The sequence below is a fragment of the Bacillus niameyensis genome, assembly GCF_001375535.1.
GTDB lineage: Bacteria > Bacillota > Bacilli > Bacillales > Bacillaceae_C > Lederbergia > Lederbergia niameyensis.
Window position 1 is genome coordinate 2,762,871 of record NZ_LN831197.1, and the last position, 22,384, is coordinate 2,785,254.

Here is a 22,384-nt window from a genome sequence, read left to right on the forward strand (position 1 = left end):
CCACCCGGGCACGAAACGAGCCGCAGCTTACCACTTCTACTCCTGAATAAAGAGTTTAACCTCATTTCCTTCTACACTAAAAGTTTTCATCCCTTGTTTATTTTCAAAATAAATGTCATTTATAATTAAGTTATTCTGTATCAAGTTATCATACTTGATTAACACTTGTCGAAGCGAAGAATCAGTATTAACGAAGAGTTCTATCCTTAAATCAACTGGAAGATCCAGTTCTTTACGATACGTTTGAACCGCACGAATAAATTCTCTTACTAATCCTTCTTCTTTCAATTCCTTCGTTAACTTTGTATCTAATAGAACTAAGAAGCTGCTTCCTTCTGATAGTTCATAGCCATTTCTTCCCGTCTTGTTAATCAGTACATCATCTGCGGTAAGTGTCACATTTTCACCTGAAGTTAGTATTAATTTGATTTCCTTATTTTTAAGGAAACGAGCCTTCTGACTTTCCTCTAATTCACTAACCTGCTTTTTCACTTCCCCCACTGCTTTCCCTAATTTCGGTCCTGCTACAGGGAAATTTAATCTTAGTTCGTATTGCACAAAATCATTGGCATCCGTCTGTAGCTCAACTTCTTTTACATTCATTTCCTCTTGAATGATGGATGAAAATGAACGTAACTGTGATAAAGCCTGCTCATCTTTCGGAACGACTATGAGTTTTGATATTGGTTGCTTCGTTTTGATCCCCACATTATTCCGGATCGACCTTGTTAGTTCAATGATTTGTAAAACGTCTGCCATATCTTGTTCTAATTCCAGATCAATCGAAGCTACATCTGCCTTCGGATAATCGGAAAGATGGACACTTTCTTTTACTAAGCTGGAGTAAACATGCTCTGCCACAAAAGGTGTATACGGAGCGATAAGCTGAGATAATTTTACTAATACTTCATATAACGTCGTAAAAGCGGCCCTTTTATCATCTGACATACCGCTACTCCAAAAACGTTGCCGCGAACGTCTAACATACCAATTACTTAACTCTTCTAAAAATGTGGAAATAAATCTAGCCCCTTTAGTCAGGTCATAATCATCTAAACCTTGAGTGACTTCTTTGATAACAGTATTGAAGCGAGATAAGATCCACTTATCCATCTTCGTACGAGTTCCACCGAGATCCCGTTCCGGATGAAATTGGTCAATCTCTGCATACATCGAATAAAAAGAATAAACGTTCAACAGCGTGTCAATGATCTTTGATTTTGCCTGCATAACTGTTTGTTTGGAAAACCGCTTGTTATTCCAAGGTGAGCTATCTGCTAAAAGCGCCCATCTTAACGAATCAGCACCAAATTCATGAATCAACTCAACAGGGTTTAAAGCATTCCCTTTACTTTTGGACATCTTTTGTCCATTTTCATCTAAAATATGACCTAATGAAAGGACACGTTTATAGGGTGATTTCCCTGTAAATAAAGTGGATACCGCCAACAGGCTATAAAACCAGCCCCTCGTTTGGTCAACCCCTTCAATCACGACATCTGCAGGGAATTGCTTCTTAAATAATTCCTCATTTTCAAATGGATAATGATATTGTGCAAATGGCATCGAACCACTATCAAACCAAACATCAATAACCTCGCTCGTTCTTTTCATTGTGCCACCGCATGAACAAGTGAAATGAACTTGATCGACATATGGCTTATGCAATTCTAACTGATCAGGTAAGTCTTCCTTAGACCATTCTTTTAATTGTTCAAGAGAATGAGGTGCCTTTTCTTCGCCACATTGCTGACAAGTCCAAACATTGAGTGGTGTTCCCCAATAGCGGTTTCTACCGATATTCCAGTCCACCATGTTTTCTAAAAAGTTGCCAAACCGGCCATCTCTCATATGAGAAGGAAACCATTGAACCCCTTGGTTATTTTCTTGCATTTTTTCTTTGACAGCTGTTGTCTTAATAAACCAGCCTTCCATCGCGTAATAGAGAAGTGGACTGTCACAGCGCCAACAATGTGGATAGCTATGTTCATATTTTTGCTTATCAAATAGGAGATTCTTTTCTGCTAACATTTTGATTATGTCTATGTCACATTCTTTAACAAATCGCCCTGTAAGCGGAGTAACGTATTTCTTATAACGGCCTTTAGAGTCAACGACATTGACGTAATCAAATTGGTTATCTTGAATGGCTTTATAGTCATCTTCTCCATGAGCTGGCGCGATATGAACAAGACCTGTACCGCTTTTATCTGTCACAAAGTCAGCTCCCAAGACTTTATGTCCATTGGAAACTGAAACATATTGAAAAGGGGGTTCGTAGGCGAGACCGATTAAATCTGTCCCTCTTATTACTTCCAACGTTTCAAAATCACCCTTCATAACGGACGGAGCCAAAGTTTCTGCTAGGACAAATACTTCTGTTCCTTGTTTCACCTTCACATAGTTCATGTCAGGATTCACAGCAATGGCAACATTTCCTGGCAATGTCCAAGGCGTCGTTGTCCACCCTAATAAATACTCATTTTCAGTTCCTTTCAAACGAAATTTCGCTGTAACCGATAAATCAGAAACATCTTTGTACCCTTGGGCAACTTCATGTGAACTCAAGGAAGTCTCGCACTGAGGACAATAGGGAACGACTCGATGCCCTTTATATAAATAGCCTTTTTCGTGGATTGTAGCTAAAATATTCCAAACGGACTCGATATAATCATTATTCAAAGTAATATAAGGATCATCCATATCGACCCAATAACCAAGAGCTTCTGTAAATTGTCGCCACTCATTTTCATATTCAAAAACACTTTCCTTACATTTTTGAATAAACCTTTCTACCCCATATTGTTGGATCTCGTCTTTTCCACGAATATTAAGCTGCTTCTCAACCTCTAATTCGACAGGTAAACCATGTGTGTCCCAACCAGCCTTTCTTAAAACCTGGTAACCCGACATCGTCTTATACCTTGCTACAAAATCTTTGATTGTTCTCCCAAGTGCATGACCTGCATGGGGCAGCCCATTTGCAGTTGGCGGTCCTTCATAGAAAACAAATGTTTCTCGTCCTTCTCGATTTGCAATAGATCTTTGAAATGTACTCTCCTTTTCCCACTTGTCTCGAATTCTTCGTTCCATTTCAACATTGGACTCTTTCAACTTGATCACCTCATTTTTTAAAATAAAAAACTCGACCCCACATACGCAGGATCGAGAATATATAAAATATAATTTAACAAAATAAAAAAACCATAGTAGCGGTTTTTATAAGTTAATCTCACACTACGTACTATCATACGCGTCCTAGGTATCGGTAGAATGCCGTCAAAGTTTAATGTTCTTTCAACTTTGCTTCTCGGAGAGGATTTTCATTATGGTCTTAACGTTGACTTTCAGCAATACGTCAACTCTCTGTGGATAAGAAGTGCATAACTACTCTTTCTCGTCATTGAATTACTTATGAAATTGTTCTTAATGTTAGCGAATGGAGTGGCAAAAGTCAAATTATTTTTGAATATTACTAATGAAATTTTCAAGGGGGCTCTTATCTAATACCCCCTTATCGAAGTCTTTTTATTTAAGTGACTTCGGAAGCTCCTGTGGGGCCCCTACTGTGAGTATTAAGGAGTATTCCGAGTTCTGTTGATGTAAGGAGAGGCGACCATCCTTTGAAATGACATTATCCAAAAGGACTTTGCTTCGAACTTTATCTGATTGCCCGAGAGAAATATCAAATAAATGAAGCTACATTCCTATAAAATAAGAAATTCCTAAAAGGAATATCGCTATTACTGCAAAACTCAAAAGGGAATGAATTCTACCTTTAATTGGGAATCGCGTCTCTCGAGCCTTTGAATTTTTAATAGAATGGAATACTCCTTGTTCCAATTCTTCAGAAAAATAGATATCCCTGAACACGGTTTCATCCATTTTCTTTTTTAAGTCCTTTAATTTTTCTTCCATTGCTCGAATCCTCCTATTTCAAGAGTTTCCTTTAATTTATTGCGGGCTCTATACAATCTAGTCTTAATTGTGTTCCCGTTAATCTTCAGCAAATCTGATATTTCCTCAATTGAAAACTCCTGGTAATAGTATAAAATAATCACTTCTCTTAATTTTACGGGCAGCTCCATTACATTAAAAGATAAATCTTTACTTTCTTCATCAGCAATATTAATTGTTCCATTGATGAATCTAAGTGTTTATGGTTAAAACGGTTAGTAAACAGTAAATTCTTAAAGGGCCAACTTTTCAAGACATCTTTACATCGGTTGACAGTGATTTTCATCACCCAAGTTTTATAAGACGATTCATTTCGGAACGTATCCATTTTTTCATAACATTTAATAAATACGTCTTGGGCCACATCTTCTGCTAACGACTTTTGTTTTAAATACGTGAAAGCAACTCGAATAACATCGTTGCCGTATGCTTGCATCAACCATTTCAACTTATCTTCTTGGCTTAAATTTGCTAATGATTCCACGATGATCGAACTCCCCCCTTAGGAAATGCCTTTACTAAACTGACGATTCATAGCGTCATTAGGTTCTATTTTGATGCCAAATTAAGTTGTTATTTTACCTTTTATCTTTATACTATACATAAGAGGGTGGATAACGTGGAAAATGAAACTTTGTTAAATGGGATCAGAAAAAATCCCTTCACCCAAGTTACTGCAAGTAAAGAGCTCTTACAAAAGGAGAATCCGCATGAATTATTCAGGATTGGCTATTATGGCTTTAGTCTGGGGAATATTATTCATTTATTTCTTGACACCGTTCCAAAAGAAAGCACAAACAAAAGCGCTCCCTTACCTCTCATTTGCCGATGCACTAAAAAACAGTTTTTTTGAAATTACCTTCCATAAAAAGGCTATCTTAGGATTTGTTTTATTATTGATCACGGTATTAGCAACATGGTGGTCACGAGTTCAAACTGACTTTTATAATGAAATTCACGCAATCCATTCAGCTATAAAGCAACCCAATTATATATTAGGAATCATCTTTTATGCTGCAATCATTTATTTGGCCATAATTGGCAGAAAAGCTTTTAAATTCATGAGAGGTAAGTTTTGAATAGCGTTTTAGTAACCTTCCAAATCGAGTGATTCGTTATATAATAAATACTAAAACGAGAATTTATAAAAGGGGTGATATCGTTGTCCCAACTCCATATTGATCATCGTAAAAGCTATGTTGTAAAGGATATCGCGGATTGGGAAGGCCGGTGGGAATTGATCGAGGGGATTCCTCATCTTTTATCTTCTCCATCACGACTTCATCAAACAATAAGCCGTCGATTGCTAACAGGATTGGAGAATTATTTGCAAGAAAAAGATTGCGAAGTATTCAATGCTCCGTTTGATGTCTTTTTATCTGAAAATAGTGATGAAGATTATGATCAGCATAGAAATGCCGTGCAACCGGATTTATTTATTGTCTGTGACCCATTAAAAATTCACGATCGTGGTGTAAAAGGTGCTCCAGATTGGATTGCAGAAATCATCTCGCCCTCCACTGCAAAATTGGATCGTTTGAAAAAGTTTAATCTGTATGAGAAATTTCTAATTCCTGAGTACTGGCTCATATCCCCTTATGAGCAAACCATCGAGGTTTTTATACTTAATGATCAAGGTAGATACGTTCGTAGGGAAGTATACGGTGTCGAAGATACTATTTCCTTGCAACAATTTAAAGACTTTCCCTTAACTGTTTCTGATTTATTTAAAGGATTTTCGATTAAACAAGAATAGGTTTAAGACAAATCCCAAGCGAAATTTATTTCACTTGGGATTTCGCTTGTTGATTCAAAATCCGTAAATTAGACATTAAAGTGATGGTGGGCTATCTGAAAGAGTGTTGGCAAGGATGATATATATTAGCAGATTTGCGGGCAGGAAAATAAAGAAGAGTCGTACTAGAAATGATGATATTCCAAAATACTCTGCAATTCCTCCACAAACTCCATACAAAGACTTATCCTTTGATGACTTTTTCAAACCTTTATTCAATCGATTTCCTCCTCCCTATTTGGAAGTAACTTTCGAATGGCTTTTATAGTACCCAGCAAATTTGTTCATCTGTCTTCTTTTGTCCTTACCGTAATCTCTGAACCTCTTTAAGTCGGTTATGATCGAAAGTTAATTTATATATATCTGGCATTTCTAACGTCTTCCAAAAGTCAAAATCATAGCGTTCATTAAAATAATTCATTATTAAAACCATAATATTTCCATGAGTTCCGATGACAATATTTTTTCCTTTATATCGTTCTATTACTTGTAGAGTTACCTTAACGCCTCTTTGTTGGGCAACGATATTAGACTCTCCGCCAGCCCAGGAAAAATGGACATCCTCCCATACTTTCGAAATTGCATAATTAAAGTCCTCTACAGATTTCTCAGATAATCTTCGTTCTCTAAATCCTTCTTCAATCAAAACTTTTTCACCCATTAAATTGGCTACTCCTTCAACTGTTTGAATCGCTCTCTTATAAGGGCTGGAAAGGACAACATCAATATTCTCTTTTCGAAGTATCTCAGTAATCTTTTCTGCGTCCTTAAAGCCCTTTTCAGATAAGGGCCTCCCTAATTCATCCGGTGTGTAGGCAGAATGGGCATGTCGGACAAAATAAGCTATACATCTCGAGCAAGCTTTTTAGATGAAGATCCGATCCCAACCTACAAATCGGGGGAAAAAAGTGATGACATCTCTAATATTATTATGTTTCCAGAGCAATAAGTATCGACCCTACTAGCACTAAAACCCCTTACAACCTTTATCCTAGTTTACTCCAGTAAAATTGTATACATCACAGAAAGCAAGCTTTTCCTTATCTCCTAATACTATGGTTCCGTTCATTAGATGCCCTTTCATAAACAACTTTTATTTTTTTAGTGAGTCAGATGAATTTTCAATTAACCCCATATAATGATCAACAAGTTGAGGGTACTCCTGTATCTCCTGTTTGCCTATTTCGCTTATGGTATAAGTTCCTCTTTTAATCCAAGTAAACCATCCATAATAATTTTTATTGAGAATGGATAAGGTCTTCTCCCCAGTTCCCAATTGGCGAAGAGCTTTAGGCGATAACGGACCAAAATGCTCAAGATAACAAGCAATCTGGATGCAATTTTCTTTATAGGCAGTCATAATCTTTGTGTGGTGACTCCCGCCTATATTATGATCTGCGTTTCTTCCCTTAATTTCCTCAATAAGCTTGTTTCTTTTTTTCTTGCTCCTGTCCATACTCTTTTTTCGATCAAAGGAGGATGGGTGAATTTTAATTTCTACCTGTTCATTCCTTTTTTGAAATGCAACGATGATCAACCCTAGCTCAAGCCTTCTAATTAAATAACATATATTTTGCCACTTCTTGGAATAAAGACTGTACTTAGGCTTTGGAATAGCTATGTAAACATGCTCTGATAAGCGCTGTCTTTTCGTAGCTTGTATAAGAAGTTCTACACTCAGATTTAATTTTAATTCGACAATAATCAGTTCTTCCTCTTTTACAGCAACCAAATCACAATGATTGACTTCCCCATAAACCTCATAATCACGTTGCTGAAAATACTGTTGAAGAGGCTGAAATAAATCAACCTCATATCGTTTATCCGGATTCTTTTTCATTATCAAAATCTTTTCCTTTTTTCATGCATGTATTTCATCCATTTCTTTAGCTTGTAACTAATAATCGCATAACCGACAATCGAAAAAGCTGACAAGACAAGTGAAAATTTCCAAATTAGCGCATTCGCCATATATATTCCCGCGATACTAGCTGTTAATCCAAACAGTGTTAAAAGAAACAACTGCTTTTTTTGATTTTCATAAATCGTAAATTGAAATTGTCTTCTTTGTTCCGTTTCCTTGATCTGTTCCATTTTTCCCGGCATGTTTAAAAATCCTTTTGCGGAATGCAAAATACTAAATAACGGCTGTGACTGAACCCACTGCCACACAAAGGACCATTTATTCCCCTGAGACAATAACCATTCCATGAAAAGGGGCTTACTTAGATCCATTATCTCTCCTTCTGGAACCAAATTCGTCACTAAACCTTCAATTGCAACAAAAGAACGGCCCAGAAAAACAAATCTGGTAGGAACCTGAATAGGGAGTGCTTGAATCATATCGTTGAGCTCGACTTTTAAGGCAATCAGATCCACTTCGGTTAATTGCGTTGGCTGGAAGGCCATCCATTCAGCTAATAATCGTTCAATCGTCCTTGGGTCAGCCTCAGGAAGCAAAAAACCTAGACGAGATAAACACTCAACTGCTTTAGGGTAATTTTTGGCCAAAAAGCTTTCGATTAAATGTTGAAAGGCAGATGCATCGTTTTTAGAAATCTCTCCAGCCATTCCAAAGTCAAGCAGAATGATCTTTCCATCTCTAGATACAAGAATATTTCCGGGATGCGGATCAGCATGAAACGTTCCAGGTTCAAGCCATTGAGGAAGGAATATTTTAATAAGGCGCTGCGCCAATTCCTTACGAGTAACCTCTAACTGATCGATAGCCTCATAATCCGTCATCTTGATTCCATCCACCCACTCCATTACCAATATCCTAGGAGTACACAGTTCCAGATAAACGGAGGGAATTTTGACAATATCACTGTTCTTAAATCTACTTTTGAAATAAAGAAGTGTGTTCTTCTCCTTTGAATAATCTAGTTCTCGTTCAATCACTTGCTTCAGTTCAGAAAACAAGACTTTTAGATTAATAAAACCTTTTGGAAGAGGCACAAAATGATTGGCAAACCAGATCACAATACTTAAAGTCCTAAAGTCAGTTTGAATAATCGATTGTATATGGGGACGTTGCACTTTAATGGCTACTGCTGTTCCATCATGAAGAACTCCTTTATAGACCTCTCCTATCGATGCTGAAGCAATAGCCTCTGTTTCAATAGAAAGTAATTTTTCTTTATAATGACTCCCCCATTCAGTTTCAAAAATTCCTTGGATGTCGCTCCAATCAGAAGGAGGAACCTTATCAGTCAGATCTTCGAGTTCCCTTATAAATGCCTGTGGCAGCAGGTCCGCACGCGTACTAATAATTTGACCTACTTTGATAAGTAAACCTTCTAATTCAAACAGCGTCCTTCGAAACCTTTTGCCAATATCCTCCCAAAGTGTCTCCCATTCCGCTGCCGGCTTCTTACCCATTTTGTACGAATAAATCTTAATGAAAATAATAAAGAACAGTGTGAATACCTTGAACATCCGAACCAATTTATTTTTGTTTTTCATCCAGCACCAGCTCATTTCTCTTTGAAAGGAAGTAGCGAGAAGTTTCTCATTTTACTTTCTTATACAGACGATCTTGATGACCTCGTTTGTCCTCTAATCTGACCACTTCTTTTGAAACTAAAAGATCTAGGTACATACAAACCTTCGGATAAATCTTTGGTTTTCCAGTTACGTAACGTTCTGTCAAAACACTATGGTTTTTAATAAGCAATTCACATATGATTCTAGCACTAGAAACTGTATCCAAGTAACGCAGGATTTCATCTTTTATTATAGGAGTTAAATGTGAAGTAAGAGGTTTTTCAGCGGGGGTCTCTCCTATAGAATCTTGAAAAAGATCATACATTTCCAAAGCAAATGGATCTTCATAGGAATCAAATGTAGTTTCTCTCGTAGATTTCTCTATGATGGGGCGTTGTACTTCCTGCTCTGAAAGAAATTCATTGATAAGCTTTTTTAAACGGGTTATTTGGCGGTCTAATAAAGGCAATTCAAGATCTAAATGTTCCTTTATATCATCAGGAACTGTGAAATTTTTAGGGAGAATGTTATCACTGAATACCCATCCATCCGCAAACTTTTGAAGAAGCTCGTCCATTTCATAATCAATTTGAGTAAAGCCTTTTTTGATCTGATTGACAATTTGGGCAGGTAAACCTGTATGTTCCTCAAAGTGAGTAGACCCAAAACGTCTTACCTCATTCATCGTTTTATGCCGGACAATATATTGATACCTTAATGGCTTTCCACATTCACAAGGCGTCTCAGGATTTATAAAGCCATTATCTATGTAATCAACTAAAATCCATTCATCTAACAACATTTCAATTTCTTCACTAGTAGCGCCTTCTGGCAATACAAGCCCCTTATCTTTGGCCATTTGATTGGCAAAAACTGTTTTCTTTCCCCTTTTAACATGATCTTGCAGAAAGCTTTTTTGTTGTTCTGTTAATAATGAAAGCAAGGATTCACGTTCGTTCGTATTCAAAACGACATTCATCTTCCTTTCCCCCTTTCCGAAATTCAGTATGTTAAGATGAGGCAATATAATCGTTTAAAATATTTTTTCCCAGTCTAATGGCAATTTAGGAATCTCCCAATCTTTCGGAGGAAACCAGTTAGCCCAACCATCGTAAAATGTTGATGGCCCTTCTTGCAGCAACTTAATCGCCCTTTCTCCCTCCGCTCTAATGGCTTGTGCTTTAGCAGGTGATATTTTTCCTGATTGAACTGCGTCAGCAAAATCCGTCTCATCCTTCCAATACCATTCAGAACGGTCAGGACTTACATTAATATCGAGCAAGTAATCCATCGTATCGAAACCAATAGGCGTTCGAAGTAGTGGCTCTTGTAGATTTATGTACCAACACCCTATATTGGACTCTTCCTCATTCCGCATTGCGTAAACTGCGTGTCCTGCCCCTGGTGTAGCAAGCATGACCACATCTACTTCTCCCCACGTCACATCACGAAGGTCGTCTGACGATTTATCTGCATTCCCTTTTAAGGGATTCTGCATGACTTTTAGAGGATATCCTGGTCCCCAATATAGCACGATCAATTCAGACGTATCTTGTACTACTGTAGCAGCAGTAACTCTACATATTTTATCATGCCATACCCGGCGAAGCACAACCTGATCACCAGGTGTAAAATAAAGTTCTTTCATAAAAGCGCCTCCTGTTTATTAGGTATATTTCATTAGCCTATTGATTCATCCTTTTAAACATTCGACTTATACACCAATATCACCTTCCAAGCTTTACCGAAGTACCTCTGCAACGATCATATAGTTCGCAGGGATAAAATGATTAGCTTTATCTGGTTCTTCGTACATCTTTCTTATAATAAAACCTTGTTCAGCGAATGAAGTAATAATTTCAGAAAATGTCCATTTCCGCAAATAAGTTTTTGGAAATGACTCTTGCTCTTCTTCAGGAAATAGCCCTTCATATGCAACAGGATTCAAACGCAAGGCTTGATCAAAATAGCTACCTTTAAGCTTCAAAGTTCCATCTTTTTCATTTACCTCTATCACTTTATTAAATGGGTGAAAGTCCCTTAATAAGAGTTTTCCGTTTTCATTTAAAAGATCATAAATAATTTTCGCTAATTGTTGAAGGTCTGTGAAATAGTGAAGTATCCCAAATTCCATAAATACAATATCAAAGCTATTTTTCATCTTATTAATTGGAATATCAAATAAATCGGACACTATGTAATTTATTTTCACCCCTGCTCCCTTAGACAATTCCTGTGCATATCTAGCATTCTCAGCCGAAATATCCACTACGGTAACATCAGCACCAAGAACAGCAAGTGAAACCGCCCTTATTCCCCCTGAACCTAATAAGTTTACAATCCTTTTTCCAGATACATCTCCAAGGTCTTTAATATAGTAGTTGAGCCATCGATCAGTATTTTCCCTTATTTCTCTTCCCATTTTTTCAGGTGCTCCATAATTGGTACTCCAATGTTCATATGCCCTATATTCCCAGGCCAACTTATTCTGGATACTTTGTTCTTTTTGCATATTTCTCCACTCCCCTATTCAAAGTTATCTGAAGCATGTGAGCGATATAACATGTTGACGTGCTAATTGCTAGTTTCGGTTTCATATAATTGGTATGCTGCCATTGTTTGCCTTTTTTTATTTCAGCATTGTTTAATCGTTTCTACATAGATTTGTAGGACCCAGCTTTATTATATTTACTTGTATTCTTTCCAATTCGGTTTGACCATCCATATTCCTTCCTTACACCATAAAATCCTTAACTTTTATGCATTGCCATATATGAATAAAAAAGGCACAAGCACCATCGCTAGTTCAAATTGTGATAGACTTGTTGCCGTAACATCGATCTAGTCTACTAGATCTTCCCTAATTTATATTTTTGTACTGTCCCATCCTTCTTTTATCTGCAACATTGAACAGCACTCTAATAAAAGGTGGAACAGCGAAAAAAATAAAGAGTGTTCGAAATAATTGATATCCTGATACAACTGACAAATCTGCATGGATGGCATGAGCAATGATTCCCATTTGATCCATTCCTCCTGGAGCCAAACTTAGAAGTGCTGTTGCATTGGAGACGGGCTGAATATGAGTAAAAAATAAGCTTAAAACCGTCGCACCTAGCACGAGAAAACATCCACTACCTATCGCAAGCGCAAATGTCCTGAATTCTCTCGGAATCTGATTCGGTTTTAAAATTAAGCCAACATGTATGCCGAGCATCAGTTGGGCCATATTAATAACAGTAGACGGTAACATTGGGCCATCTAAGCCATATGCTTGAAAAATTGCAGTCCCAATCGCTGGGCCAATTAAATATGCTGTTGGAAATTTGATTTTTGCTGCAACAATCGCAAAGACAATACAAATAACCGCGAAAATAAAGATATTTGGAAACAAGTCACTCCAGCCTCCGAAAGCTGAAGTTTGGATTTCCTCCATAGAGGAATTATCTGACTCACCCAAGAACGGAATAAGCACAAGCAATGGTATCACTAGTATTATGATTATTAACCGAATGACTTGAGTAATCGTCACAACCGCTAAATTAATTCCCTTTGTCTCCTCAGCTAACATAATAATTTGCGACAGACCACCAGGGATACTTGCCAATAATAATGTTCGATAGTCGTGATTGGACAACTTGGATACAAAATAAGCAATGCCAGCACTAAGTATAATTAGCAATACTGTCATCAACAGCATAAAGGGCAATTGCAATCCCATTTCATGTAAGGCGGAAGGTGTCATCGAGAGACCAATTGTATACCCAACAATGATCATCCCAGTATTTCTAATTTCCTTTGGCCACTCTAAATTGAATTTTAAGACGACAGTACTAAAGAGCGCTGCTAACATTGGGCCAAGCAACCATGGGACTGGTATGTGGAGAAAACTAAAAAGCGTACCGCCCACTATGGCGATAACAAGCGTAATTATGATTTTCATTGTTGATGATTGAAATCTCATGTTATAAAACAACCTTTATATGTATACTTCCGCATTTTAAACCTGCCAGTCAATGGGGGTACGGCCTACTTCTTCTAAAAATTTATTAGTTTGTGAAAAAGGACGGCTTCCAAAAAAACCTTTATGCGCTGAAAATGGGCTTGGATGTGGTGACTTTATAACAAGGTGATGTGCCGCCGTAATCAACGTTTCTTTTTCCTGGGCATGTCGCCCCCAAAGAATGAAAACGACTGGATCTTCCTTGGCATTTACCTGCTTAATCACTTCATTTGTGAAAAACTCCCAACCTTGTCCTTTATGAGAATTCGGCTGCCCCTCTCTTACAGTCAAAACAGTATTTAGCAGAAGGACTCCTTGCTTCGCCCAATTAACCAGACAGCCATGATTAGGGATGGAAATACCAAGATCTTGATGAAGCTCTTTATAAATATTTTGTAGTGATGGTGGTATTTTGACTTCCGGTTTGACCGAAAAACTTAATCCATGTGCTTGATTGAATCCATGGTATGGATCCTGACCAAGAATGACAACTTTGGTATTATGATAGTCTGTTAAATGGAGTGCATTGAAAATATCATGCATTTCTGGATAAACCGTATATGTAGCATATTCCTGCTTTAAAAAGGCACGTAGCTCCAAGTAATAATCTTTTTGAAATTCTTTTTCCATGAATTGTGCCCAATCATTTCTCAATATAGCCATTACCTCAGCTCCCGATCATCTAGTAGAGTAATATAAGTTATCATATCATGCTATTGCAGAGCTGAAAATAATGGCATGCGAACCGAGCATGACCTGTTCACGGATATTCCACTTCGTTCGGGAATTGTTGCGGTTGAAAGGGTTCAGGTACGCCATTTTTTAAAAAGGGTTAAAGATAAAAGAAGATGAAGTAAAACAAAACCGTTCTACTCCACCTGCTTTATGTTGTAAATTTATCCCCAAATTCTTTAGCAACATCTGCAACAAATTTCAATTTGGCCCATTGTTCATCTTCGGTAGTGGAGAGTAGGGGCAAACGCATTGCAGGCTGATGCATAATTGTTTAAGAGAAACATATTCGGATGCTTCATGAACTCTAGCTTTAATTGCTTCTTTGTCTTCTAATTTACCTAGAACAACCCACGGGCGACCGAAATGGGCGGGGCCTCATTGGCAAATTTAGTGAGATTGTATGACATTTTACACCCCTTACATTCTTGGCTATTCTCATTAGAATTAAGTTTGAGAGAATTAAACAAGCTCCAAAAAATGATAATATACACTGTGTTTACTGTTTAAAGCTAGCGGTAAAATGCCTTTTCGTTTCTTCATCTTCCTCTAAGAAGGTAAAAAAGTCTAATCCCTCCGATTTTTACAGAAGTATTAGACATAAAGTTCTAAGATATTCATTATTACTCCTCAGATACAGTTTTAATTAGATTTATCAATTCATCTTGTTTAAGAACTTGCATCTCTCGTTCATTCATATTTAATTCAGTATTCTTCTGAATGAAAGGCACGATTTCTTCATCAGATATCTCTATATTTTTCAGTTCATCTTCCTTTACAGACAACTTTACAGCAACAGATTGATCTAATAACTTATACATGCCTGCCTCTTCACCAAGAATCCAATAACTATTTTCTATGTCAAAATCCTTTGTTTTCATTAAAAATAAAAGATAGCTTTCACCCTTTTTAAATAGGGGGTTATCATTAAAAACATAGTCACTATTTCCCTGTTGCATTACAAATATCTCTTTTTCTTTGAATGATCCTTTTAAACTTTCTATTAAATTCGCTCTAAAAATAGTTTTTGGGAAAGGCTCATTAATCTCTTTAAAAATTTCTATAACTTCTATTTGAGCTATTAAATCAGATTTGGCAACAGCCTCTTTAAACTCAAAAACCTCAATTTCCGCATCAATCCTTCCAATTTCTATTTGGTTATCTTCCATTTCTGTATTTCTTTCAACTTTTTTCTGATCATCTTTATCAATATTATTAGCACCGTGATAATTACATCCTGCAAATAAAAGAGAAAAACTGATCAGTAATACTAATGAAAATTTCTTCACAAAAAACCTCCTTATGACCTGAGTAATCGTCACAACCGCTAAATTAAGTCCCTTTGTCTCCTCAGCTAACATAATAATTTGCGACAGACCACCAGGGATACTTGCCGATAAATAATGTTCGATAATCGTGATTGGACAACTTGGATACAAAATAAGCGATGCCAGCATTAAGTATAATTAGCAATACTGTCATCAAAAGCATAAAGGACAATTGCAATCCCATTTCATGTAAGCAGAGGGCGTCATCGAGAGACCAATTGTATACCCAACGATGATCATCCCAGTATTTCTAATTTCCTTTGGCCACTCTAAATTGAATTTTAAGACGACTGTGCAAACGAGCGCCGCTAACATTGGCCCAAGCAACCATGGGACTGGTATGTGAAGAAATTTAAAATGCATGCCGCCCACTATGGCGAAGACAAGCGTGATTATGATTTCATTGTTGAAGATTTTTCTTTCATGTTATAGAACAACCTTTGCATTTAGTTAAAATACCTTTCAATTAAATCCTCCAAAGTTCTAAATAACGTTATGCAATTGATCTATCGAATGAATGACATAATCAGCGTTAGCAAAAACTGCATCACGACCTTCTTCTGCAAATAATACCGTGTGTATCCCAACAGCTTTTGCGGGAACAATATCCTTTTCATAATCATTGCCTACCATCATGCATTCTTCAGGTTTAAAATTTAAATTCTCAACTACCTTTTTGAAAAAGTCAGGATTTGGCTTTGCTGCCTTAAGTTCTCGCGATGTAAAAAGATGATGAAAGTACTTTTTTATGCCTACCCGATTTAAAGCTAGTGCCATTAATTCTGTATCTGAATCACCCGCATTAGAAGCGACACAGCACACATATTTCCCACTTAATATTTCTAGCGTTTCTTTAACTTTAGGAATCTCCTCTACTCTTTCCCAATGGGCCATCGCACCTTTAAATTGGGGGAAATCACGCATTAATGTGTCTCCCCAATCAAAAATGATTGCTTTTATTTGAGTCACAGTTACTTCTCCCTCTCAAATCAATTATCTTATACTATTCTACAATCCTTATGAAGTTCCTTCACCCTAACTAACCTATCATTTCGAAATGAAAGATCATTTAGGTTTTACGTATGCATTTTGTTTTTTTCATGTATCATAAACAGCTAGGAGTTTTTGCTTTTCTAACTGTTATATCTTTGAATATTCAAAGGATGAAAATGGATCAATATTCTTTTAAAATTGTATTTATGCTATGTAATGTAATATAGAGGAGTTTGTCGTGATGAAAACGGGATCAGTTCCATTTAGTGTATCAAAACAGGAAAACTTTTTTGATCGTTTAGGAGAATACGTTGGGGATGTCTTTTACGATATTTTACCCGAGAAGGGTTATGAATTACGTGATGAACAAAACCAATCTTCATTTTTCTTCCCATCATTAAGATACATTTTCATAAAGCCATTAACAAATTTTGCTACCATAAAATCCCTACCAATGGCATCTCCTAAATATTCCACTTCCCCTTCAGGGTGTTCACTTGTCAGATAACTTTGATTAAAGACTGGATGTATCACGACAAACTTGACAACACTCAATGAAATCAACTCCTATTAAACTATGATTCTAATGAATAGAGACATATGTAGTATCCCAAGTGTTCCACTAAATAATAACACAATTTGGAAAAATTTGATAAATATTATTGACTTACCATTCTTTTCCCCATATAATATGGTTACATTATCGTACGGAAGGAGTGAGGACTATGAATACTAAACGCATAAATACCAATATTCTGTTGCCCTCACTCTATTTTAAAATGCCTTCAATCAAATCGGTCTAACTAAGGTCAGTGGACTTTAGTGATTATTTTGTGTTACCTACTATTGAATGGAGCCTAGGGCGTAACGATGCCCTAGGCTTTTTTGTGTGTAAATTAGCTATTAATAACCTATAGGAGGTTTGTTTATTGGATTTAGTCAAATATGGTTGGAATGCTGAATGGGAAAAAGAGTTTCAGCCTTACAAGGAGAAGAACTATTCTGTGGGTCGTGTGACAGAGGAACATACCCATCTTTATAAAGTCATAACAACACACGGTGTGTTGCAAGCTGAGGTCTCTGGAAGAATTCGTGGTAAAGCTGAAGGACGATTAGGGCGAAGGGATGAATTTCCTGCTGTCGGAGATTGGGTATATCTTAGAGAATATCCTGCTGAAAAGAAGGCCATCATCCATGGGCTATTACCGCGAAAGAGCAAATTTTCCCGTAAAGTAGCAGGCAAGGGAACGTATGAGCAAATTGTCGCTGCTAATACCGATATTGTCTTTATACTCACTTCCCTTAACAGTGAATTTAATGTAAGAAGATTAGAGAGATATTTAGCTCTTTCTTGGGAAAGTCAAGCTACACCCGTTATTGTATTAACAAAAGCAGATCTTTGCTCAGATATTCAGAAGAAAGTGGCAGAAGTGGAATCGATCGCAATCGGTGTGCCTATTCATGTCATTAGCTCTATACGGAATGACGGAATTAATAACCTGCATCCATATATAAAACCAGGTCAGACAATTGCTCTTCTGGGCTCGTCAGGTGTTGGGAAGTCCACTCTAATTAATTGTCTCATCGGGAAAGAGATTCAGCGAGTCAATGAAGTAAGAGAAGGCGATGATCGTGGAAAACATACGACAACACATCGCGAACTCATTTTACTGCCAGGTGGCGGGATGATTATCGATACGCCAGGTATGCGGGAGCTGCAAGTATGGGAAGCAGATGATGGATTGGAGCAAATGTACGACGATATTACACAACTTTCCGAAAGGTGCCATTTTAGGGATTGTTTGCATCGGCATGAACCTGGTTGTGCAGTCCAAGCTGCCATTAATGAAGGGATATTAGATCCTGAAAGGCTACACAACTATGAGAAAATGCACAATGAAGCAGCAGAATTGTCATTAAAAATCCTCGGTAACTTAAACACGGTAGAACGAGTAAAAGGGAAAAAGTACTCCCAAATTCTTAAGACAGCAAAGAATGTGGGTAAATCAAGAAGAAGAAATCGCTAAAAACATTGAGGGCAACAGAGTAATTTCACATTTTCAAAATAAGTTAAAAACAAAAGCAGATAGAGTAAAACAAAAACTGTTCTACTCCATCTGCTTTATGTTATAAATTTATCCCCAAATTTCTTTAGCCACATCCGCAACAAATTTCAATTTGGCCCATTGTTCATCTTCTGTTAGGATATTCCCGTGGTGAGTAGAGGCAAAACCACATTGCGGGCTAATGCATAATTGTTCAAGAGGAACATATTTGGACGCTTCTTGAACTCTAGCTTTAATTGCTTCTTTGTCTTCCAATTTACCCGTTTTGGATGTAACTACACCTAGAACAACCTTCGGACCGCCTACCGGAATATGTTTTAGTGGCTCAAAGGAACCTGAACGTTCATCATCATATTCTAAGAAAAAGCCATCTACTTTCTCATTTGCAAAAATAATCGGAGCAATATCATCATACCCGCCTGCAAAAGAGTAGTCAGAACGATAGTTTCCTCTGCACACATGAGTTGTCACAGTTAAGTCTTCTGGTTTGCCTTCTAGAATACTATTAACAACATTAACGGCTAACTCCGCTCTGTATTTCTTTTCTTCCGTAGTAAAAGGAGCTGTTGCAATGACAGCTAGGTATACATCATCTAACTGAATATAACGAACGCCAATACGATAGAACTCTTTCAACGTTTCTTTGTAAGCTGCAATAATATCTGGTGCAAATTCGTCAAAGTCCTTGTATTGACCATTAATGATATCAGGATGGAAAAGTTGGTTAGGACTTGGAATTGTAAATTTCACTACAGCCCGGTCCCCAACAATGTCTAATAGATCTTTCGCCTGCTGGAAGAAAGGGTGATTAGGATTGTACGCTACTTTATCTACTAATCTTACTCCATAGGGCTCTGTTTCCTGTTTAGAAAAAGAATATCCTTGCTCTGGGATATACCCTTCAGCTCCTGATAGGTGTTCCATAAAAGTAGAGTGCCACCAATCACGGCCAAACTCGCCTTCTGTTACTACTTGTAAGCCAGCTTCAATTTGCTTATCAACCGCTCGCTTAATCTCTTGAAGTTCAACCTCGCGAAGCTGTTCAGCAGTAATGTTTCCAACTTTATATTCATTTCTTGCCTTTTTAAGATTTTCTGGACGCAATAAACTCCCTACCTGATCCGCTCTGAATGGCGCCTTAACTAGAGTCTTTGTCATAATGATCCTCTTTTCGATATTTGATTAAAATTAGTTTAGCATAGCAAGATTGATATAGAGTAACACATAAAATCTATCCCTTGTTATAGCTTAAAACTATATCAACGTGTAAGGATAGACAACATGCTATCCTAAATTAGAACTACAATAGTTACTTATGTTCTTTAATCATTGTGATGAACTCTGCATGATCAGTACGAAATTGGTCTACTTTTCTGAAACCTAGTTTTTCATATAAATGAACAGCTCTCTTATTAAACGTTGCGACTGAAAGTCTTATCGGGATATCCCCGTGATTTTCTCGTATGTAGTTTATAATAAAGGAACAAAATGGATAACCAAAACCTTGACCTACATGATTAGGAGCCATACCAAGTCCCATATCTACGCATTTTATATTATAAACACCGTATTTGTTTCCCGCTGGTACTTGTGCTGACTCCCCAGTGCACATAAAACCAAAGATGTCACCATGATCATCAGTTATAACTCGATAAGAACCATCGAGAAGTTCTTTTAGCGCTTCTGAATTCGCTTCATTATTATAAAAGTCGTAGGGTTCTTCATATCTCCAGCTTAGTATAAGTTTCGCTGAATTTTCATCCATATTTCTAACGATAAAATTCATATTTCCGTTCCCCCTCTTCGCATTCTCAAAAATTACTCGTTAACTGAGCTCCCTAAAAAGCCCTCAATTTCTTGAATAGTTTTGTAGAAGTATTTATTCGCATGTCTGCCAAAATGGAAAAATCCATGTTCCATATTTTCATATTCTACAAAAGTTATATCGTTTCCTTCGCTGATCATACTGTTAACAAAGTTTTTGTTTTGCTCGTAATCTTCATCCGCTGTCCCACACAACCATAAAGTTGGCGGCAAGCATTTTTTCATATGATGAATGGGCGATAATTCAGTTGCCGTTTCTAGTAATTCAGGATATCGCCTTCTCATAATATCAACACCATCCATTCCGCCTGCAAAAACGACAAGGACGTTAGGAATATGGTTTATATTTTGATTATCACTTTCATCAGTAAAATGGTCAAACATAATAGAGGATACAGCAATATAAGCACCTGCAGACGAGCCACATACGACAACCTTATTAGGATCTATCCCTAGTTCAGTGGAATTTTCCCTTACCCAACGGATCGATGATTTAACATCACAAATAGCTTGAATCGGAGAAAACCCTTCATCATATCCCGTCCGATAATCAACACAAACAGCTACAATGCCCTTAGAAGAAAAATACTTCGCTTGGTTCTGAAAATCAGCTGGGGTTTTGAGTGGGTTCTTTTTAAAACTGCCTCCAATGAAAAATAAAATGATCGACCTATTTTTCAAGGAAGTTTCTGGCTCAAATAGATATAATTTTAACTGCCTTTCACCAATTACTTTATACGTTACTTCCTTCACTGGATAATCAAATTGAAACACTCGCATTTTAACCAGCTCCTAAAACAAATTCGTACTATATAAAATGGGATACTTTTTATATGTTTTGTAATAGTACTAACAACTACAAGTAACAATTAGAAAGTTTGGATAGGTTCTCTTTTCGCTTAGTTATCCTTCGCATATCCAAAAAACATCATTTTGCCATTTTCGTCTTTATTAATACTATACGGATGCACTTGGTCTGAATATCTACGAACAAATCTTCCTTCGCCAACCGGATAGATCTCAATATGAAGATTACCCGAGAATCTCGTAAAATATAATTTTCCATTTATTAGTTCTACTTGAATCTTATCTTTCAAGTAAGTTCCGCAATACTCCTGAAGTTTTGTATGATTCATAAAGAATTCTACATGTTTTTTGGGAGCATCTACTTCAACGTAGTGGAGAATATCCGAGATTGCATTCCCCAGTCTGTACTGGTCGATAGCTTCATTATTGGAAAGAATGATGATACAAATATCCTCATCGAAATAATTTTGCATATAAGTGCTTATCCCCAGATGATCTCCTCCATGGGAATATCTGTCTGTGCCGTAAATATGGTGATGCTCAAGACCATAGCAATAGTGGTTTTTATTTACATTGAAAAATCTAGCGTATGTTTTCTGTGAAAGGATTTTACGATCTCGCAAACAAGTATACCATTTGAATAAATCATCACAGTTCGAAACGATCGCACCAGCACCTATACTGAATTTTTCATTGTAATACGGGCTTTTAATAGTTGCATCAAAATCCCGTGAATAATTACATGACCTTTTATAAATAGGTTTACAGCCGTCGTCAACAGCACTATTCAACATGTTTAAGGGCAGAAATATGTTATTTCGAATATAATCTTCGTATTTCTCTCCTGAAACATATTCAATAATCCATGCTAGCAAATTATAGTTTGAGTTATTATAATCATACTCTTTTCCCGCTGGCGTTGCAGGCTGTTTATTAATATACCGCTGAAAGAACTCATTACGAGAATAATTCATTCTGTTATAGCCAGCAAAAAAGTCACTTTCAAAGCTATGAAAATTATAAAGGCCTGATGTATGGGACAATAAGTGGTGTACAGTGATCGATTCGTCAATCCTCACATCGTCAGGAAGATATCTTTGTGCAGGTCTATCGATGTCTAGCAATTTATTATCGTAAAGGAGCATTATCGCAAAAGCGGTGAACTGTTTCGTCATGGAGGCGATTGAGAAGCAGGAGCTGATATCATTTTTAATTCCAAATTCAATGCTCGCATAGCCCTGGGCTTTTTCATAGAGCACTTCGTCTTTCTTGGTAACTTGGATAACGCCATAAAAGTCCCACAATTGTAGATATTGGTTAATATAAGCTTCTAATTTTAATGACATTACGTGATTTCACTCCTTTTGTATCACCAAGTCTTCTTAGTCATTAC

The 22,384-nt window shown here is 37.0% G+C and carries 22 protein-coding genes and 2 pseudogenes; 4 read left to right on the top strand and 20 right to left on the bottom strand.

What is annotated here, in order from left to right:
* Positions 1-36 precede the first annotated feature (36 nt).
* The 3 genes and pseudogenes from ileS to BN1243_RS23055 form a co-directional block, all read right to left on the bottom strand.
* Positions 37-3,093 (bottom strand): isoleucine--tRNA ligase, encoded by a 3,057-nt coding sequence (ileS, locus tag BN1243_RS13010; protein WP_062110616.1) that lies wholly within the window; start codon positions 3,091-3,093, stop codon positions 37-39.
* 606 nt (positions 3,094-3,699) lie between these two features.
* A complete protein-coding gene (locus tag BN1243_RS13015) occupies positions 3,700-3,918 on the bottom strand; it encodes a hypothetical protein (protein ID WP_062107465.1) in 219 nt (72 codons plus the stop codon).
* Positions 3,903-4,393: pseudogene (locus tag BN1243_RS23055) on the bottom strand (sigma-70 family RNA polymerase sigma factor). The gene BN1243_RS13015 and the pseudogene BN1243_RS23055 overlap by 16 nt, the downstream one beginning before the upstream one ends.
* 274 nt (positions 4,394-4,667) lie before the next feature.
* Here BN1243_RS23055 and BN1243_RS13025 point away from each other — a divergent pair.
* Together BN1243_RS13025 and BN1243_RS13030 are read left to right on the top strand one after the other, a co-directional pair.
* Entirely contained in the window at positions 4,668-5,036 is a 369-nt protein-coding gene (locus BN1243_RS13025; RefSeq protein WP_062107467.1) for a hypothetical protein, read from the top strand.
* A gap of 83 nt (positions 5,037-5,119) precedes the next feature.
* Entirely contained in the window at positions 5,120-5,713 is a 594-nt protein-coding gene (locus BN1243_RS13030) for a Uma2 family endonuclease (RefSeq protein ID WP_062107469.1), read from the top strand.
* Between the two features lie 75 nt (positions 5,714-5,788).
* Here the strand turns inward: BN1243_RS13030 and BN1243_RS13035 are convergent, their stop codons facing one another.
* The 12 genes from BN1243_RS13035 to BN1243_RS13085 form a co-directional block, all read right to left on the bottom strand.
* Positions 5,789-5,971, bottom strand: coding sequence for a PspC domain-containing protein (locus BN1243_RS13035; RefSeq protein ID WP_062107471.1), 183 nt, complete (start codon positions 5,969-5,971; stop codon positions 5,789-5,791).
* 85 nt (positions 5,972-6,056) lie between these two features.
* The gene (locus BN1243_RS13040; RefSeq protein ID WP_062107473.1) at positions 6,057-6,599 is read right to left on the bottom strand and encodes a histidine phosphatase family protein; all 543 of its coding nucleotides are present in this window, start codon (positions 6,597-6,599) and stop codon (positions 6,057-6,059) included.
* 246 nt (positions 6,600-6,845) lie between these two features.
* On the bottom strand, positions 6,846-7,592 hold the full coding sequence (locus tag BN1243_RS13045; RefSeq protein WP_062107475.1) for a DUF2161 domain-containing phosphodiesterase: 747 nt from the start codon (positions 7,590-7,592) through the stop codon (positions 6,846-6,848).
* Positions 7,593-7,594: 2 nt separating this feature from the next.
* A complete protein-coding gene (locus BN1243_RS13050; RefSeq protein ID WP_230200202.1) occupies positions 7,595-9,133 on the bottom strand; it encodes an ABC1 kinase family protein in 1,539 nt (512 codons plus the stop codon).
* A gap of 130 nt (positions 9,134-9,263) precedes the next feature.
* Positions 9,264-10,217: a DUF3895 domain-containing protein gene (locus BN1243_RS13055; RefSeq protein ID WP_062107479.1), complete on the bottom strand. Its 954-nt coding sequence runs from the start codon at positions 10,215-10,217 to the stop codon at positions 9,264-9,266.
* 54 nt (positions 10,218-10,271) lie between these two features.
* Positions 10,272-10,886 (bottom strand): ribonuclease FAU-1 family protein, encoded by a 615-nt coding sequence (locus BN1243_RS13060; RefSeq protein ID WP_062107480.1) that lies wholly within the window; start codon positions 10,884-10,886, stop codon positions 10,272-10,274.
* 93 nt (positions 10,887-10,979) lie between these two features.
* Positions 10,980-11,750, bottom strand: coding sequence for a class I SAM-dependent methyltransferase (locus tag BN1243_RS13065; protein ID WP_062107482.1), 771 nt, complete (start codon positions 11,748-11,750; stop codon positions 10,980-10,982).
* A 348-nt stretch (positions 11,751-12,098) separates the two neighbouring features.
* Positions 12,099-13,202, bottom strand: a complete 1,104-nt coding sequence (locus BN1243_RS13070) for an AbrB family transcriptional regulator (protein WP_062107484.1) — start codon at positions 13,200-13,202, stop codon at positions 12,099-12,101.
* A gap of 36 nt (positions 13,203-13,238) precedes the next feature.
* The gene (locus tag BN1243_RS13075) at positions 13,239-13,904 is read right to left on the bottom strand and encodes a uracil-DNA glycosylase (protein ID WP_062107487.1); all 666 of its coding nucleotides are present in this window, start codon (positions 13,902-13,904) and stop codon (positions 13,239-13,241) included.
* Between the two features lie 692 nt (positions 13,905-14,596).
* Positions 14,597-15,262 (bottom strand): hypothetical protein, encoded by a 666-nt coding sequence (locus tag BN1243_RS13080; protein ID WP_062107488.1) that lies wholly within the window; start codon positions 15,260-15,262, stop codon positions 14,597-14,599.
* Positions 15,263-15,454: 192 nt separating this feature from the next.
* The gene (locus BN1243_RS23060; protein ID WP_407638890.1) at positions 15,455-15,715 is read right to left on the bottom strand and encodes an AbrB family transcriptional regulator; all 261 of its coding nucleotides are present in this window, start codon (positions 15,713-15,715) and stop codon (positions 15,455-15,457) included.
* A gap of 69 nt (positions 15,716-15,784) precedes the next feature.
* Positions 15,785-16,270 carry an HAD family hydrolase gene (locus tag BN1243_RS13085; RefSeq protein ID WP_230200203.1) on the bottom strand — a complete coding sequence of 162 codons (486 nt, stop codon included), beginning with the start codon at positions 16,268-16,270 and terminating at the stop codon, positions 15,785-15,787.
* Between the two features lie 265 nt (positions 16,271-16,535).
* Here BN1243_RS13085 and BN1243_RS23065 point away from each other — a divergent pair.
* Positions 16,536-16,679: pseudogene (locus BN1243_RS23065) on the top strand (hypothetical protein); the annotation flags it as partial.
* On the opposite strand, the gene BN1243_RS22355 reads toward BN1243_RS23065, so the two are convergent.
* Entirely contained in the window at positions 16,643-16,849 is a 207-nt protein-coding gene (locus BN1243_RS22355) for a hypothetical protein (protein ID WP_062107489.1), read from the bottom strand. The pseudogene BN1243_RS23065 and the gene BN1243_RS22355 sit on opposite strands and share 37 nt — an antisense overlap.
* A gap of 374 nt (positions 16,850-17,223) precedes the next feature.
* Here BN1243_RS22355 and rsgA point away from each other — a divergent pair, with 374 nt between their 5' ends.
* The gene (gene rsgA, locus BN1243_RS13095) at positions 17,224-18,321 is read left to right on the top strand and encodes a ribosome small subunit-dependent GTPase A (RefSeq protein ID WP_062107490.1); all 1,098 of its coding nucleotides are present in this window, start codon (positions 17,224-17,226) and stop codon (positions 18,319-18,321) included.
* A gap of 108 nt (positions 18,322-18,429) precedes the next feature.
* Here the strand turns inward: rsgA and BN1243_RS13100 are convergent, their stop codons facing one another.
* The 4 genes from BN1243_RS13100 to BN1243_RS13115 form a co-directional block, all read right to left on the bottom strand.
* Positions 18,430-19,518 (bottom strand): 5-methyltetrahydropteroyltriglutamate--homocysteine S-methyltransferase, encoded by a 1,089-nt coding sequence (locus BN1243_RS13100; RefSeq protein WP_062107491.1) that lies wholly within the window; start codon positions 19,516-19,518, stop codon positions 18,430-18,432.
* Positions 19,519-19,669: 151 nt separating this feature from the next.
* A complete protein-coding gene (locus BN1243_RS13105) occupies positions 19,670-20,146 on the bottom strand; it encodes a GNAT family N-acetyltransferase (RefSeq protein WP_062107492.1) in 477 nt (158 codons plus the stop codon).
* Positions 20,147-20,178: 32 nt separating this feature from the next.
* Complete coding sequence (locus BN1243_RS13110) at positions 20,179-20,964, bottom strand: alpha/beta hydrolase (protein WP_062107493.1); 786 nt, start codon at positions 20,962-20,964, stop codon at positions 20,179-20,181.
* A 119-nt stretch (positions 20,965-21,083) separates the two neighbouring features.
* Positions 21,084-22,337: a serine hydrolase domain-containing protein gene (locus tag BN1243_RS13115; RefSeq protein ID WP_062107494.1), complete on the bottom strand. Its 1,254-nt coding sequence runs from the start codon at positions 22,335-22,337 to the stop codon at positions 21,084-21,086.
* Positions 22,338-22,384: the final 47 nt, after the last annotated feature.